The organism is Pseudonocardia sp. EC080619-01 (assembly GCF_001420995.1).
GTDB lineage: Bacteria > Actinomycetota > Actinomycetes > Mycobacteriales > Pseudonocardiaceae > Pseudonocardia.
In genome coordinates, this window is record NZ_CP012184.1 from 4,773,876 (window position 1) to 4,789,821 (window position 15,946).

Sequence of the window (15,946 nt, forward strand, 5' to 3'; positions counted from 1 at the left end):
CGTAATGCGCTACGCCGACGGGCCCACCACCGAGGCCGAGACCCGGGTCGACGCCGATCCGGTGGCGGTGTGGGAGCTGGTGACCGATCTCGGCTTCCTCAGCGGGGTCTCCACCGAGATGCAGCGCGCCGCGTGGGTCGGCGACGCCGCGCCGGGCCCCGGCGCCCGGATCCGTGGCGAGCACCGGCACGATGCCCGCGGTGAGTGGACGACCGTCTCCACGGTGACCGGCTGGGAGCCGGGCCGGGTCTTCGAGTGGACGGTCGAGCCCGACCAGGACGGCGGGGCCGCCGCCGTCTGGCGCTTCGAGCTGACCCCCGACGACGGCGGTACCCGGCTGCGCCAGTGGGCGCGGATGGGGCCGGGGCCGTCCGGGCTGACCGAGGTGATCGCGACCCGTCCCGAGCTGGAGGAGCGCATCGTCGCCGGCCGGCTGCGGGAGTGGCAGGCCGGCATGGAGCGCAACCTCGAGGCGGTACACGAGCAGGTCCGCTGACGCTCGCCGTCACCCGTCCGGGACGTGAGCGCAGGAATTCCTGCGACGAACCGTCACCATGAGCGGGTCCGGTCGTTGATCCATGGGGACATCCGGCGAACCTGAGAACACTCAGCGTGTTCGTCGTAGATCGTTGCGCTGTTCGGCGCAATGTCCCGTGCGTTCGTCGTGCCGCGCTGTCGGATGATCGCTCCGGTCGTCGTCACCCTCTCAGGAACGCAACCTGTGGCCCGCGGGTTACCTAACGTCGCCGACCGGACGAGCCGGGCGAACCGGCACGCTCCGGCCGCTCCCACGGGTGCTCCCGCACCCGGCCGCGCCGGTCGCCCGCGCCGTCCTCCGATGCTCCCCAGCGCGTCGCCCCCCGGCGACCGGAAGGACTGCTCGAGATGGGTAAGCACACCCGAGTCGGCAAGCGCCTCGTCGCGGCCGCGCGGCCGGAGGTCCGGCGCCGCCACGCCGCACCCTCGTCCGGCGTGGGCCGGCGGATCGCCGCGCCCGCGGCGCTGACCGCGGTCCTTCTGACCTCCGGCGGAACGGCCGGCACGGCCTTCGCGGGGGAGGGCTCCGGATCCGGCGACGACAGCGGCTCGTCCTCCGCCGACTGCCCGGACGGGAGCACGCCGGAGGACGGCGAGTGCGAGACCGGGTCGTCCGGCTCGTCCTCCTCGCTCGGCGGGCTGTCGGACGCGGTGACCGGTGACGACGTCGTCGGGTCGGTCATGGGGGCCGGCGGTGGGTCGTCCTCGGGATCGGGCGACTCCGGTTCGGACGGTTCCGGTTCGAAGGACTCGGGCTCGAAGGATTCGGGTTCGAAGGACTCGGGCTCGAAGGATTCGGGTTCGAAGGACTCGGACTCGGAGGACTCGGGCTCGGGTGGTTCCGGCTCCACGGAGTCGGCATCGAGCAGCTCGGGGTCGGGCGGCAAGGACTCCGGCGGAAGCGGCTCGTCCGGCAAGGACTCCGGTGGTGAGGGCTCGGGCAGCGCGGGCTCGTCAGGGAAGGACTCCGGTGCGTCCGGTTCCGGTGCGTCGTCGGACGGCTCGGGGTCGGGCGACCAGTCCGGCTCCGGCGCAACCGACGGGCTGACCGGCGCGCTCGGCGGGCTGACCGGGGGAGCGGCCCCCGGTCTCGGCGGGTCGGGCTCGTCGGACGGTGCAGGTTCCGGCGGCTCGGCGTCCGGCACGGAAGCGAGCTCGGGCTCCGGGAAGGACTCGGGCTCCGGCGCGGACCCGAGCGGCTCCGATTCCGGGAAGGACGCGAGCAGCTCGGGCACGACCGGTTCGGACGCGGGGAGCTCCGGCGCACCCTCGTCCGGTTCCACCGGGGGCTCCGGCGGTGGCCTGCTGGACGGCCTCCCCGGCACCGACGTCCTGTCCGGCGTCACCGGCGGCGGATCCCCGACCGATGCGCTCCCCGGCGTCGGCGGTGGCACGGACAGCGGTGCGGCCGGCGGCAAGGACAGCGGCAAGGACAGCGGCAAGGACAGCGGAGCGGCCGGCAGCAAGGACAGCGGCGGCAGCAGCAGCGGCGAGGACAGCTCCGGCGGTGGCAGCGGCGGCACGGACGGCGGGGCGAGCAGCGGCAGCACGGACTCCGCGGGCGGCAGCGGAGGCTCCGGCGGTGCGGCCCCGACGGACGTGCTCGGCGGCGTCACCGGCGCGCTCGGCGGGGAGGGCGGTTCCCCGTTGGACGCGCTCGGCGGGCAGGGCGGCTCCCCGCTCGACGCGCTCTCCGGCGTGACCGGCGGCGGCCCGACCGGCGGCAGCGCGACCGGCGGCGGCCCGACCGGCGGTGCGCCCGACTCCGGGTCCGCCGAGGGCGCCTCCACCGAGGACAGCGCCGCCGAGGGCGCCGGGGCTGCGACGGGCGTGCAGCAGTCCGGCGACGCGCCGTCCACCCCGGACGCCGCGGCTCCGGACGCGGGCCCGCTCGGCGCCGTCCCCGGCCTGAACGACCTCACCACCGGGCTCGGGAAGGCCCCCGACCTGGACACCGCGACGTCCCCGCTCACGTCGCTGCCCGACCCGGCCGAGACCCTCGCCGGCGCGAGCGGGCAGGTCCCCGGCGCGCAGCAGGCCGGCGGCCTGGTCGACACCGCGATGGGACTGACCGGCAGTGCCATCGGCACCGACACCGGTACCGACGTCGGTGGGCTCCCCGACGGCATCGCGGGGCTCGCGGACCTGCCGTCGCTGCCCGAGCTGCCGTCGATCCCCGGGGTCACGGACGGCAGCACCGACGAGCTCCCCGACGTCCCCGGCGTCACCACCAGCGGTGCACTCGACGGCCTCAACGAGATCGCCGGACTGCCCGACACGTCCCCGCTGACCGGCGCGGACGGACCGCTGCCGGACCTGTCCGGTGTCGCCGAGGCCGCCGGGCTGCCGGACTACTCCGGGCTGGGCGGGCTGCCGGACGTCGCGGGCGTCGTCGGCGGTCCGGGCACCGGGCCGACCGAGTTCAGCCTCGACTCGAAGAACACCGACGGTGTCAGCGGGCAGGCGTCCGTCGACGACGACACCGTCACCGCGACCGCCACCGGCATGGACCCGGACGCGGAGTACGTCAGCTTCTTCTACGGCGCCACCTCCAGCGCCACCAACAACAACCCGTGCATCCTCGACGGCACGAACCCGGTGCCCGGTGGCCAGACGGTGGGCGAGTGGGAGGTCGACGAGAACGGCAACGGCACCCTGGACGCGCCGAACCCGTCCGGGAACATGTACAAGCTCACCGGCGGCACGATGTCGATCCGGAAGGTCGAGCACGGCTTCGACAAGGCGACCGCCCCGCCGGTGAACCCGCTGTCGTACTCGCTGTCGAGCTGCGGCGAGATGGAGCGGATCTCCACCGCGGACCCGGTGACGAACGCGGTGCCGAAGCTGCCGACGGCGAACGTGTCGAGCGTCCCGTACGTCTCCGGTCCCGGCCTGGCGGGCTAGATCATCGGGCGGGCCCGGGACCGCTGTGGTCGGATCGGTGGTGTGCTGAGCGTGCTGGACACCGTCCTCGACCGCACCCTGGTCCCGGGCTACTCGAGGATCGGCCACCTGATCCGCCGACGGACCTGGTCCGGGGGCCGGGCCGACCCCCCGCGCGGGGCGCTGGCCGGCCGCACGGCGCTGGTCACCGGCGCCGGTGGCGGTCTGGGGGAGGCCATGGCGACCGGGCTGGTCCGGCTCGGCGCCACCGTGCACCTGCTGGTCCGGTCACCGGACAAGGGACGGGCGGCGCAGGACCGCATCGTCGCCGCCGTCCCCGGCCTGTCCCGGGACCGGCTGCCGGTGCAGGTCTGCGACCTGGGGGAGCTGGCCGACGTCCGCGCCTTCGCCACCCGCTTCGCCACCGAGGTCGAGGCGCTGGACCTGCTCGTGCACAACGCGGGCCTGCTGCCGAAGGAGCGCTCCGAGACCTCCGAGGGCAACGAGCTGACGCTCGCCGTGCACGTCCTCGGGCCGCTGCTCCTGACCCGGCTGCTCGCGGACACGCTCGCCGCGGGTGCGGAGCGCTCGGGCACCGACTCGCGGGTGGTCGTCGTGTCGTCGGGCGGGATGTACGCGCAGCCGCTGCGCGACGACGACCTCCAGTTCACCCGCGGCGACTACGGCGGCACCGCCGCCTACGCGCGCACCAAGCGGATGCAGGTCGTCCTCACCGGGCAGCTCGCCGAGGAGCTGGGGCCGCGCGGGATCACGGTGCACGCGATGCATCCGGGCTGGGCCCGGACACCGGGCGTCACCGGGTCGCTGCCGCTGTTCGACGCGGTCGTCGGGCCGGTGCTGCGGACCCCCGCCCAGGGCGCGGACACGGTCGTCTGGCTGGCCGCGGCGCCGTCGTCGGAGATCGGGACGGGCCGGTTCTGGCACGATCGGGCCGCCCGCCCCGCGCACTACCTCGGACGGACCCGGGAGACCGCGGAGCAGCGGGAACGGTTCCGCGCCGAGGTCGACCGCCTCACCGGGTGACGGAGCCGGTCAGCAGCGCCGACGCGGTCCGGGTGACGTGGTCCATGACGGCGTCCGGGTCGGCGGTCCCGATCGCGCCGTCGGGCAGCAGCGGGTGCGCGAGGCTCAGGCCGAGCAGCCAGGTCAGCAGCAGCTCGGCCCGCAGCGCCGCCTCCCGCTCGTCGGCGGCGCCGGTGGCCTGCGCGGCGAACGCCGCGGTGAAGGCACCCGCGAGCTCGACCCGGACCGCGGCCGCGGCCTCCGAGGTTCCGGCGGACCTGACCAGGGAACCGAAGACGTCGTGCTCGGGCCCGGAGCCGCGGTCGAGGATCGAGCGCAGGGTCCGTTCGAGCAGCTCCTCGGGCGGTCCGTCGCTCAGGACGGCCAGGGCGCGTTCGGCGGCGACCCGGGCGTAGAGCGCGTCCTTGCTGCCGAAGTGGCGGAACAGCAGCGCCTGGTTCACCCCGGCCCGCTCGGCGATGGCCCGCACCGACGTCCGGTCGTAGCCGTGCTCGGTGAACAGGTCCGCGGCCGCGGCGAGCAACGCGCGCCGGGTGGCCTCGCCGGAGCGGGCGGAGGGGGCGGCGGTCACGGGTGGTGCTCCTCTCGGCGGGACGCCGTGCGGTGGTGATCCGGTGGACGGACGGTAGCGCCCGGCGGGCGGCGCATGACGCGGCACGCCCCCGGGTACCTGCTGACGACGACGAGAACGACACCCGAGGAGACGCACTTCTGATGGCCGCAGGCGACGAGAACGAGTTCCAGCCCGAGGCGCCCGACATGGCGTCGGCGATGCAGCTGGACACCGACGAGGCGCTGACCGGCCCCTCGGGGGCCGACCCGCTCGACTCCGGTTACATCCCGCCGGACCGGCCGTACGGCGTCGACGACAACGCCGTGACCCCGGCGGGCGAGCGCGAGGGCGAGACCCTCGACGAGCGGCTGGCCAAGGAGGTCCCCGACGAGCTGCCCGCCGACGCGGGCGACCGGTCCGGGCGGCTGGTGAACGCCACCGACTCGCCGGCCGGGGAACCCGCCGTCGACGGGGCGGCGTCCGAGGTCGGGATCGACGGCGGCGCGGCCAGTGCCGAGGAGGCGGCCGTCCACGACGCCGACGTGGGAATCGAGCCGGTCACCGACGACAGCCCGGCCGGGGACCCCGAGGTCAGCGCCCAGCTGGACGAGGACGCCGACCGGGCCGACGAGGCCGCCGCGGACGCCGAGTGGGACGCCGACACCGACCCCGAGTGGGCCGAGCAGCGCTGAGGCCGTAGCGGCGCCGGGCACGAGGGCCCCGGACCGGTCAGCCGGTCCGGGGCCCTCGTGCGATCCCCCGGGGCGCGCTCCGCGGAGCGCTCGTCCGTGATCGTCAGGCCGCGCTGCCGGTGAGGCGCGCGATGGCCGTGTCGATGTCCAGGTGGTCGTTCTCCTCGCCGAGATCGACGATCTCCAGCGTCGCGTCGACGAACTGGGCCAGCAGGTCACGGTCGACCTCGAGGACCGCGGAGCCGCCGTCGGACCGGATCTCGATCTCCACGACGTCGTAGCCGTCGACGCGGCGCGGTGCCATCCGGATGTCGCCGATACCGGTGGGCGTGGTCAGGCCCTCGATCACGAGGTCGCGGGCGACCAGCCACTCGATCCACCGGTCGGTCGAACGGCGCACCGAGAACGAGATCGCGAACGGGTCCGACGCGCGGTACGCCCAGCGGCTCACGATCGGCGACGCCTGACCGTGCAACACGGTGAAGACGTCCTGCTGGATCGAGTCGCTGGTCATCGTGCCCACCCCTCCTGGAACCCCGCCGGACCGGGACGTCGTGCGCCGGTCTCACCAGGAACATCGCCGGGGGCCGCCCCGGCGCTGCAACTTTCGCGCTGATTCACCCGTTCGCGTCACCTGTCGTTCACCTCACGGTACTGATGTGGCGCAATGGGTGTAACGAGCGACCGCACCCGGAGCGACTCCTCCGGATGGTCATCGGATCCGGTGACGCCGCGTGCGTGACCGGATCCCGGCGGTGAGTGCCGGACCGGTACCGGACCAGTACCGGACCAGTACCGGATCAGTACCGGTCGACGCGGGTGACCAGCCAGATCCCGCCGGGGCCCTTCCGGACGGTCTGCTCCAGCGACACCGTGGACTTCGCCGCGGACCGGCCGTCGGTGACGGCGAACCGTCCCGGCGCGAGCTCCGTCATCGACGGGTCGCGGTAGCCCAGCTCCGCACCGACGTAGGAGATCGCGACCTCCTCCGGGTCCAGCAGCCACGGGTCGCCGCCGTCGTCGGCCTGCTGCTGCATCCGCTTCGCAGTGGCCGCGTCGCCCGCCGGCCACAGCGGCGGGGCCGCGCCCGGCTGCGGGGCACTTCCGCCGGTGCCGCCCTCACCACCCGTGCCGCCCGTGCCACCGCTCCGGTCGCTCGGCGGTGCCTCGGTCGTCGGACGGGTCGTCTCCGGGGCGGGGGTGGTGCGGGTCGGTGACGGCGACGGTGAGGGGGTCGGGCCCGCCGTCGGTGACGGCGTCGCCGGGGCCGTGGTCCTGGCAGGCAGCTCGCCGTTCCCGCAGCCGCTCAGCAGCAGGACGAGGACGAGCAGCGCGACGCCGACGAACGCGGTGCGCAGCAGCAACCGTGGTCCGAGGTTCCCGACCCGGACGCGCGACAACCCGGCCCGCGACGGCCCCCGGACGGATCGGGCGGACGGCGTCACCCTCGGCAGGTCCGGCGCGGTCACAGGGGCACCTTACGATCTTCGACCTGACCGTTGCGGCAGGCAGCGTGGTCTCGTTCCGGTGATCGGTGTCGGTCGGGCGTCGCGGTCCCCACGGCCGGGCCGCAGTGATTAGGGTCGCCGGGGACGGCCGGGGACCGGTCCCCGCGCGCACGACCCACGAGCCCGACGAGGTGCACACCCATGGCGTCTGCCACCGGTACCGCGGCGACGGAGAAGTTCCTCGCCGCCCGCGACTTCCTGCTGACCCACCGCGAGGACTACGAGACCGCCTACCGGGACTTCCGCTGGCCGGAGCTCGACGAGTTCAACTTCGCGCTGGACCACTTCGACGTGGTCGCCGCCGACCCGGAGCGGGGCGCCCGGCGGGCACTGTGGATCGTCGAGCAGGACGGCTCGCAGGCGTACTGGACCTACGCGGAGCTGGCCGAGCGCTCGAACCGGGTCGCGAACTGGCTGCGTGCCCAGGGCGTCGCCCGCGGCGACCGGATCATCCTGATGCTCGGCAACCAGCTGGAGCTGTGGGAGACGCTGCTGGCGGCGATGAAGCTCGGCGCGGTCGTCATCCCCGCCACGACCCTGCTCACCCCCGCCGACCTGCAGGACCGGGTGGACCGCGGCGGGGCGCGGCACGTCGTCGTCGGGGCGGGTGACGCCGCGAAGTTCGACGCCGTCGACGGTGACTACACCCGCATCGCGGTGCGCGGGGTGGTGAACGGCTGGCGCGACTACTCCGCCGAGGCGTACGCCGCGTCGGCGGTGTTCGAGGCGGACGGTGTCACGAAGGCGTCCGACACGCTGCTCCTCTACTTCACCTCCGGCACGACGGCGAAGCCGAAGCTGGTGGAGCACACGCACACGTCCTACCCGGTCGGGCACCTGTCCACGATGTACTGGATCGGGCTGGAGCCCGGCGACGTCCACCTGAACATCTCCTCGCCGGGCTGGGCCAAGCACGCCTGGTCGAACGTGTTCGCACCGTGGATCGCCGAGGCGACGGTGCTGGTCATGAACTACGCGAAGTTCGACGCCGAGTCCGTCCTGTCGGTGCTCGACTCCTGCGGCGTCGACAGCTTCTGCGCTCCGCCGACGGTGTGGCGGATGCTGATCCAGGCCGACCTGTCCGGGCTGGCGACGCCGCCGTCGAAGGTGGTCGGTGCCGGGGAGCCGCTCAACCCCGAGGTGATCGAGCAGGTCGAGCGGTCCTGGGGGCTGCGGATCCGGGACGGGTTCGGGCAGACCGAGTCGAGCGTGCAGATCGGCAACCCGCCCGGGCAGCCGGTGAAGCCGGGCTCGATGGGGCGGCCGATCCCGGGCTTCGTCGTCGCGCTGGTCGACCCGGCCACCGGCGCGAGGGCCGACGAGGGCGAGATCTGCCTGGACCTCGACCACCGGCCGACCGGGCTGATGGTCGGCTACGCCGACGACCCCGAGCGCAACGCCGAGGCGATGGCCGGCGGCTTCTACCACACCGGCGACGTCGGCTCCCGCGACGAGAACGGCTACATCACCTACGTCGGCCGCGCCGACGACGTGTTCAAGGCCAGCGACTACCGGATCAGCCCGTTCGAGCTGGAGAGCGTGCTGATCGAGCACCCGGCCGTCGCGGAGGCCGCGGTCGTGCCGTCGCCGGACCCGGTGCGTCTCGCCGTCCCGAAGGCCTACGTCGTGCCCGCGAAGGGGTACGAGGCGAACGAGGAGACCGCGAAGGCGATCCTGCAGTTCGCCTACGACAACCTCGCGCCGTACAAGCGCGTCCGGCGGCTGGAGTTCTTCGAGCTCCCGAAGACGATCTCCGGCAAGATCCGCCGGGTCGAGCTGCGCGGCCGCGAGGGCGAGATCCACGCCGACCCGGCCGCGCAGCCGCCGAAGGAGTACACGCTGTAGGCGCCGCGCGGCGGGCCCGGCGTCAGCTCTCGTAGTGGCCCGGCCACTCCCGGTACGGGATGCGGGTGATCTCGATGATCTCCCCGAGCCGGGACCACTCGTTGCGCCCCAGGCGGGCCAGCGGGGCGAGCCGGCGGACGTCGGGCAGGCTGTTGCCGCGCTCGTCGGTCACGAACACGCTCTCGTCGATCGCGGCGTGGGTGACCCGGCCGATCACGACCGTCGAGTTGCCGAGCTCGATGTTGGCGTGCAGATCGCACTCCAGCGCGACCGGTGACTCGGCGACCCGGTACGGCGCGACGGTCGCGCTCGGCTCCGGGGTCAGGCCCACCGAGGAGAACTCGCTGATGTCGGAGGGGAAGTCGGTGGCCGTCGCGTTGATCTTCTCGAACATCGGCTCGCCGGCCAGGCAGACCACGAACTCCCGGGTCTCCGACACGTTCCGCAGCGAGTCCTTCTTCCCGACCGAGGTGAACTGGACCATCGGCGGGTCGACGCAGGACACGGTGAAGAACGAGTGCGGGGCCAGGTTGTCGACACCGTCCGCGGAGCGGGTCGACACCCAGGCGATCGGCCGGGGGACGACGACGCTGGTCAGCAGCTTGTAGAACGGGCCGGCGCCCACCTCGGCCGGCTTCAGGTCCGTGCGCATGCCGCTGATCCTGCCTGCTGTGCCTCCGGCGTGCCGATCTACGGTCGTCGTCGTGCGTGCACGGGGCCGGGCGGCCGGACTGATGATCGGGATCCTCGCCGACGCGGTGCTGGGTGATCCCCGGCGCGGGCATCCGGTGGCCGGTTTCGGGACGCTCGCCGCAGGTCTGGAGCGGCGCCTGTACCGCGACTCCCGCGCCGCCGGGGCCGCCTACACGACGGTCCTGGTCGGCGGGACGGTCGCGGCCGGTGCGCTGGCCGAGCACGCTCTCCGGCGCGGTTTCCGGCGGGGTCCCCGGCACGGCCTGTGGCGCGGCGCGGCCCGCTCGCCGGCCCCGACGGTGTTCGTGACGGCGGCCGCGACCTGGGCGGTGCTCGGCGGCAGCTCGCTGGTCCGGGAGGGATCGGCGCTCGCCACCGCGCTGGACGCGGATGACCTCGCCGCGGCCCGCGCCCGGATCCCGAGCCTCTGCGCCCGCGACCCGGAGCTGCTCGACGCCGACGGGATGGCCCGCGCCGGCGTCGAGTCGCTGGCGGAGAACACCTCGGACGCGGTCGTCGGCCCGCTGGTCTGGGGCGCCGTCGCCGGGGTGCCCGGGCTCCTCGGCTACCGCGCCGTGAACACCCTGGACGCGATGGTCGGCTACCGGTCGGCGAGGTACGAGCGCTTCGGATGGGCCGCGGCGCGCCTCGACGACCTGGTCAACCTGGTCCCGTCGCGCGTGACGGCGGTCCTGACGGTCGCGCTGGCGCCGCTGGTCGGCGGCAGCCCGCGGGACGCCGCCCGGACCTGGCGCCGGGACGCCGCGGGCCACCCCAGCCCGAACGCCGGCCCGGTCGAGGCGACCGCCGCCGGCGCCCTGGGCCTGCGGCTGGGCGGGACGACGACCTACGCCTACGGCGTCGAGGAGCGCCCCGCCCTGGGCGACGGCGACCCACCCCGCGTCCCGGACCTGCACCGCGCGGCCCGCCTCTCCCGCCTGGTCGCCGCGGCAGCGGGGGTGGTGGCGGTCGGCGTGGCGTGGGTGCGGGCGGGGTGACCGGCTCCGGCGGACCCGGCTCCCGGCTCCCGGCTCCCGGCGCCCCGGCTCCCGGCTCCCGGCGACCCGGCCACCCGGCGACTCGGTGGCTCGGCGGTCGGCGACTCGGGCCGTCCGTCGAGCGCGCGTCCCGGCCGAGGTGAGGGGGTTCCGTGGAATCGCTTCCTCAGGCAGCGATCTCGGAACAGGTCCTCGTGCCGTCGGTCCCGTGCCTGAGCGGTGGGGTATCGTCCGGGCCCTCGGGAGCGACCGGGCTCGTGCCCGGCAGACCGGCGGCGGAGCAGTCCGGACGTGGCGTCCCGCCCTCGTGGAGGGACGCACTCGGGGGAGATCGCTTCCTGAGGAAGCGATTCTCGGTGAAGTGGTCCTGGCCCCCGACCGGGCCCTGGCCCTGGCCCTGGCCCGCCCGGCCCGGCCCGGCCCGCCTGCCTCCGGCGCGCCCGACATTCGACGTCGGCTCCTGGCCCGCGCGCCCGCGCGGCGCACGGTCGAGCGCCGGGGAAAGCCGGGTCAGGTCCCGCTGGGCGTGTGCTCGTCCCGGTCGGCGCGGGGTTCGTCGGCGGAGTAGCCGTCGCGGCCGGAGAGCTGGTCGCGCAGGCTGCCCCGGCTCTCGCGCCTCCCGCGTCGCTGCAGCATCTCCAGCCGGATGAAGATCCCCAGCGCGACGAGCGCGACCACGCCGAAGGTCAGCCACTGCAGGGCGTAGGAGAAGTTGCTGAACGGCGCGCCGCCGCCGGGCGGGGCGATCGGGATCGGGGTCAGCACCCCGGCCTGCCCCTCCTCCAGCGAGACGACACCCTCGAGCGGGGACGCGCCGGTCGCACCGGCGAGCGCCCGGGAGTCCGCCGCGTAGATCTGGTGGGTGCCGCCCTCGAGCAGCGGCGGGCGGCCCTGCGGGTCGCTCTCGTTCAGGCGCAGCCGTCCCTCGACGGTGACCTGACCGGACGGGGCCGGCGCGTACCCGGGGACGACGCCGCCGTCGCCGGCCGCGACCGACCCCCGGTTGACGACGACGAGACGGCCGTCGGCGAGCCGCAGCGGTGTCAGCACCTCGTAGGCCGGGGCGCCGTCGACGACGCGGAGCCGGACCAGCGTCTCGGCGTCGCGCTCGTAGGTGCCGGTCAGGTCGACGCGGCGCCAGATGTCGTCGCCGGACACGCCCTGGCCCGGCGGGACCAGCTCGGCGAAGGGGACCGCCGGCGTCGCGTCGGCGGCGGCGATGGCGCGGTTCTGCGCGTCCCGCTCGGCCTCCCGGTCGAACTGCCACGGTGCGAGCAACGTGTAGCAGAGCACCACGAAGGCGCAGACGACGCCGATGAAGGCGAGCCAGCCGGGCCGCAGCAGGAAACGCACGCCGTCCAGGGTAGTCGGGGGGCGCGGGGATACTGATCGCCGTGGCTGCTGATCCTCCGGGCACCGACCTCACGGGTGCCGTGCTCGTCGCCGGTACGACCTCGGACGCGGGCAAGAGCGCGCTCGTCGCGGGGATCTGCCGGTTCCTGCACCGGCGCGGCGTCCGGGTCGCGCCGTTCAAGGCGCAGAACATGAGCAACAACTCCGTCGTCACCCCGGACGGTGGCGAGATCGGGCGGGCCCAGGCCATGCAGGCGTTCGCCTGCGGGATCGCCCCGGGCGTCGACCTGAACCCGGTCCTGCTCAAGCCGGGCAGCGACCGGACGTCGCAGGTCGTGGTGCGGGGGCGCGCCGACGGGCAGGTCTCGGCGCTGTCCTACCGGCACCGGACGGCCGCGCTGTCGGACGTCGTCGCCGCGTCGCTGGCGGAACTGCGCAGCCGCTACGACGTCGTCGTCTGCGAGGGCGCCGGCTCACCCGCGGAGATCAACCTGCGGGCCACCGACCTCGCGAACATGGGCCTGGCGCGCCGCAACGACCTGCCGGTGCTCGTCGTGGGGGACATCGACCGGGGCGGCGTCCTCGCGCACCTGTTCGGCACGCTCGCCGTCCTCGACCCGGCCGACCAGGCGCTCGTCGCCGGGTTCGTGATCAACAAGTTCCGCGGGGACCCGCGCCTCCTCGAACCGGGCCTGGAGCAGCTGCGGGTGCTCACCGGGCGGCCGACGCTCGGGGTGCTCCCGTTCGCCGAGGGGCTCTGGCTCGATGCCGAGGACTCGCTGTCCGCGGTCGCTGACGGCGTGCTCGGGAGCCCGGCGCCCCAGCGGGGCGAGCAGTGGCTGCGGGTCTCGGTGGTCCGGTTCCCGCGGATCTCCAACGCCACCGACGCCGAGGCGCTGGCCTGCGAGCCGGGCGTCGCCGTCCGGTACGTGTCCGAGCCGTCCCGGATCGCGGACACCGACGTCGTCGTCCTGCCGGGGTCGAAGTCCACCGTGTCCGACCTGGCGTGGCTGCACGCGTCCGGGATGGCGGACGCGGTGCGCGCGCACGCCGCCGCCGGGCGTCCGGTGCTGGGGATCTGCGGCGGGTACCAGATGCTGGGCCGCACGATCGCCGATCCGGACGGCGCCGAGGCGGAGGCGGGCACCGTCGTCGACGGGCTCGGGCTGCTCGATCTCGACATCGCGTTCGACCCGGTCAAGCACCTCGGCACGCCCACCGCGACCGCCTGGGGTGAGCCGGTGACCGGCTACGAGATCCATCACGGCCGTGTCGTGCGCTCCGGTGACCCCGCGCTGGTCGACGGCGCCGGGGAGGGCTCCGACCGCGGCGGCGTGCTCGGCACGCACTGGCACGGCCTCGCCGAGAACGACGGGTTCCGCAGGCTGCTGCTCACCCGGCTCGCCGCCGAGGCCGGGCGGGACGGCTTCCGGGTGGCCGACGACACGTCGTTCTACGCCGAGCGGACCCGGCAGGTCGATCTGCTCGCCGACCTGGTCGAACATCATCTCGATACGTCCACACTTGAACATGTGATCGGACACGGAGCGCCGCCGGACCTCCCGGTGCTGGCGTCCGGTCTGGCAGCCTCACGCGGGTGAGTTCGACGAGCACGGCCGGCACCACCCCCCGCTTCCCGTTCTCCGCCGTCGTCGGGCACGACGACCTGCGGCTGGCGTTGCTGCTCAACGCCGTCCACCCGGGCGTCGGCGGGGTGCTGGTGCGCGGGGAGAAGGGCACCGCCAAGTCGACCGCGGTGCGCGCACTGGCCGCCTTGCTGCCGGAGCACGACGTCGTCGACGGCTGCCGGTTCGGCTGCGACCCCGCCGCCCCCGACCCGGGGTGCCCGGACGGCCCGCACGCCGCGGAGCCCGCCGCGTCCACCCGGCCCGCACGGCTCGTGGAGCTGCCGGTCGGAGCCACCGAGGACCGTCTCGTCGGTTCCCTGGACCTGGAGCGGGCGCTGTCCGAGGGCCGCCGCGCCTACCAGCCCGGCCTGCTCGCCGACGCCCACCGCGGGGTGCTCTACGTCGACGAGGTCAACCTCCTGCACGACCACCTCGTCGACCTGCTGCTGGACGCGGCCGCGATGGGCCGTGCGCACGTCGAGCGCGACGGCGTCTCCGTCTCGCACGCGGCCCGGTTCCTGCTGGTCGGGACGATGAACCCGGAGGAGGGCGAGCTGCGTCCGCAGCTGCTCGACCGGTTCGGGCTGACGGTGGAGGTGCGGGCGTCGCGCGACGTCGCGACCCGGGTCGAGGTGACCCGGCGGCGGATGGCGTTCGAGGACGACCCCGCCGGGTTCACGGCCCGCTACGCCGGCGACGAGGCCGCGACCGCCGGGCGGCTGCGCGCCGCCCAGGAGCGCGTCGGGTCCGTCCGCGTCTCCGACCGGGAGCTGGAGCGGATCGCGTTCGTCTGCGCCCGGTTCGACGTCGACGGCATGCGCGCCGATCTCGTCATCACCCGCGCCGCCGCCGCACACGCCGCCTGGGAGGGCCGGACGGCGGTGACGGAGGACGACGTCCGCGTCGCCGCCCGGCTCGCGCTGCCGCACCGCCGCCGCCGCGATCCGTTCGACGAGCCCGGCCTCGACGAGAAGGACCTCGACGAGGCCCTGCGGGACGCCGAGGACCACCTGGGCCCGGACGACGACCCCGACGACGGCCCCGACGACCCGGACGACGACCCGGACGACGACCCGGACGGCGGCCCGGACGACGGGGGGCCCGGCGGCGACCAGGACCCGGGCGACGGCGGCCCCGACGGTCCGGGTGGCTCCGACGGCGGCGCCCCGGACGCACCCGGGACCGATCCCGGTGGGGCGGACGGATCGGGGACCGGTGGCGACCCGGCGGCGCCCCGCGACGACGCCGGCGGCGGCCAGGAGGGCGAGGAGGGCCCGCAGGGATCCGACGCCCCCGCACCGGACCCGGCCGACGGCACCCCGCAGGGCGGCGACGACGGCGAGGGCCGCGCCGTCGTCCTCGGGGACACCGCACGGCTGCGCCGGGCCACCGTCCGCAAGTTCACCGTCCCGGGCCTGGGCGCCGGCGCGCCCGGCCGCCGGTCGCGGGCCCGGACCGACACCGGCCGCGTCGTCCGCCCGACCGGTTCCGGCACGACCCGCGCCGCCGACCTGCACCTGCCCGCCACGGTTCTCGCCGCGGCGCCGCACCAGGCCACGCGCGGGCGCAGCGGGCCGGGCCTGCTCGTCCACCGCACCGACCTGCGCCGCGCCCAGCGCGAGGGGCGGGAGGGCAACCTCGTGCTGTTCGTCGTCGACGCGTCGGGCTCGATGGCCGCGCGGAAGCGGATGACGGCGGTCTCCGGTGGGGTGCTCGGCCTGCTCCGTGACGCCTACCAGCGCCGGGACAAGGTCGGGCTGGTGACGTTCCGGGGCCGCGCGGCGGAGCTCGCGCTGCCGCCGACGTCGTCGGTCCCGACCGCGCAGCAGCGCCTCGCGAAGCTGCGTACCGGCGGGCGCACCCCGCTCGCCGGAGGGCTGCTGAAGGCGCGCGCCGTGCTCGACGCCGAGCGCCGCCGGGACCCGCGCCGCCGCCCGCTGGTCGTGCTGCTCACCGACGGTCGTGCCACCGTGCCCGCCCGCGACGGCGGCGACCCGGTGTCGGACGCCCGCCGCGCCGCCGGTCTGCTGGCCGCCGACGGGGTGCACACCGTCGTCGTCGACTGCGAGGGCGGGCACGTCCGGCTCGGGCTGGCCGCGCCGCTGGCCGCCGCGGCCGGTGGCGAGCTGGTGACCCTCGACGAGCTGACCGCCGACAGCGTGGGCGACCTCGTGCGCTCCGCCCGCACCGCTCAGGCCGCGTGAAGGGAGAA

General features: G+C 75.2%; 13 protein-coding genes. 8 read left to right on the forward strand and 5 right to left on the reverse strand.

Features of this window, described 5'->3' with window-relative positions; all coding sequences use genetic code 11:
• Positions 1-4 precede the first annotated feature (4 nt).
• From AD017_RS22410 to AD017_RS22420, 3 genes are all read left to right on the forward strand, one after another.
• Entirely contained in the window at positions 5-496 is a 492-nt protein-coding gene (locus tag AD017_RS22410) for an SRPBCC family protein (protein ID WP_060575446.1), read from the forward strand.
• A gap of 389 nt (positions 497-885) precedes the next feature.
• Positions 886-3,441 carry a hypothetical protein gene (locus AD017_RS22415; protein ID WP_060575448.1) on the forward strand — a complete coding sequence of 852 codons (2,556 nt, stop codon included), beginning with the start codon at positions 886-888 and terminating at the stop codon, positions 3,439-3,441.
• Between the two features lie 33 nt (positions 3,442-3,474).
• The gene (locus AD017_RS22420) at positions 3,475-4,464 is read left to right on the forward strand and encodes an SDR family NAD(P)-dependent oxidoreductase (protein ID WP_060575450.1); all 990 of its coding nucleotides are present in this window, start codon (positions 3,475-3,477) and stop codon (positions 4,462-4,464) included.
• Here the strand turns inward: AD017_RS22420 and AD017_RS22425 are convergent.
• Positions 4,454-5,035, reverse strand: coding sequence for a TetR/AcrR family transcriptional regulator (locus tag AD017_RS22425; RefSeq protein ID WP_010230930.1), 582 nt, complete (start codon positions 5,033-5,035; stop codon positions 4,454-4,456). The two genes, AD017_RS22420 and AD017_RS22425, sit on opposite strands and share 11 nt — an antisense overlap.
• Before the next feature lie 143 nt (positions 5,036-5,178).
• Between AD017_RS22425 and AD017_RS22430 the strand changes: the two genes are divergently transcribed.
• A complete protein-coding gene (locus AD017_RS22430) occupies positions 5,179-5,709 on the forward strand; it encodes a DUF5709 domain-containing protein (RefSeq protein ID WP_060575452.1) in 531 nt (176 codons plus the stop codon).
• A 103-nt stretch (positions 5,710-5,812) separates the two neighbouring features.
• On the opposite strand, the gene AD017_RS22435 is transcribed toward AD017_RS22430, so the two are convergent.
• Positions 5,813-6,223, reverse strand: coding sequence for an SsgA family sporulation/cell division regulator (locus tag AD017_RS22435; RefSeq protein ID WP_033199627.1), 411 nt, complete (start codon positions 6,221-6,223; stop codon positions 5,813-5,815).
• Positions 6,224-6,509: 286 nt separating this feature from the next.
• A complete protein-coding gene (locus AD017_RS22440) occupies positions 6,510-7,178 on the reverse strand; it encodes a hypothetical protein (RefSeq protein ID WP_060575454.1) in 669 nt (222 codons plus the stop codon).
• 180 nt (positions 7,179-7,358) lie between these two features.
• Between AD017_RS22440 and AD017_RS22445 the strand changes: the two genes are divergently transcribed.
• Entirely contained in the window at positions 7,359-9,062 is a 1,704-nt protein-coding gene (locus AD017_RS22445) for an AMP-binding protein (protein WP_060575456.1), read from the forward strand.
• 22 nt (positions 9,063-9,084) lie between these two features.
• Here the strand turns inward: AD017_RS22445 and AD017_RS22450 are convergent, their stop codons facing one another.
• The gene (locus tag AD017_RS22450; protein ID WP_060575458.1) at positions 9,085-9,714 is read right to left on the reverse strand and encodes a flavin reductase family protein; all 630 of its coding nucleotides are present in this window, start codon (positions 9,712-9,714) and stop codon (positions 9,085-9,087) included.
• A gap of 82 nt (positions 9,715-9,796) precedes the next feature.
• Here AD017_RS22450 and AD017_RS22455 point away from each other — a divergent pair, with 82 nt between their 5' ends.
• The gene (locus tag AD017_RS22455) at positions 9,797-10,753 is read left to right on the forward strand and encodes a cobalamin biosynthesis protein (protein ID WP_060576542.1); all 957 of its coding nucleotides are present in this window, start codon (positions 9,797-9,799) and stop codon (positions 10,751-10,753) included.
• Between the two features lie 510 nt (positions 10,754-11,263).
• Here the strand turns inward: AD017_RS22455 and AD017_RS22460 are convergent.
• The gene (locus AD017_RS22460) at positions 11,264-12,106 is read right to left on the reverse strand and encodes an SURF1 family protein (RefSeq protein WP_060575459.1); all 843 of its coding nucleotides are present in this window, start codon (positions 12,104-12,106) and stop codon (positions 11,264-11,266) included.
• A 41-nt stretch (positions 12,107-12,147) separates the two neighbouring features.
• On the opposite strand from AD017_RS22460, the gene AD017_RS22465 reads away from it, so the two are divergent.
• Both AD017_RS22465 and AD017_RS22470 read left to right on the forward strand, forming a co-directional pair.
• Positions 12,148-13,707, forward strand: a complete 1,560-nt coding sequence (locus AD017_RS22465; RefSeq protein WP_060575461.1) for a cobyric acid synthase — start codon at positions 12,148-12,150, stop codon at positions 13,705-13,707.
• Entirely contained in the window at positions 13,704-15,938 is a 2,235-nt protein-coding gene (locus AD017_RS22470) for a putative cobaltochelatase (RefSeq protein ID WP_060575463.1), read from the forward strand. The genes AD017_RS22465 and AD017_RS22470 overlap by 4 nt, the downstream gene beginning before the upstream one ends.
• The last annotated feature ends 8 nt before the right edge of the window (positions 15,939-15,946 follow it).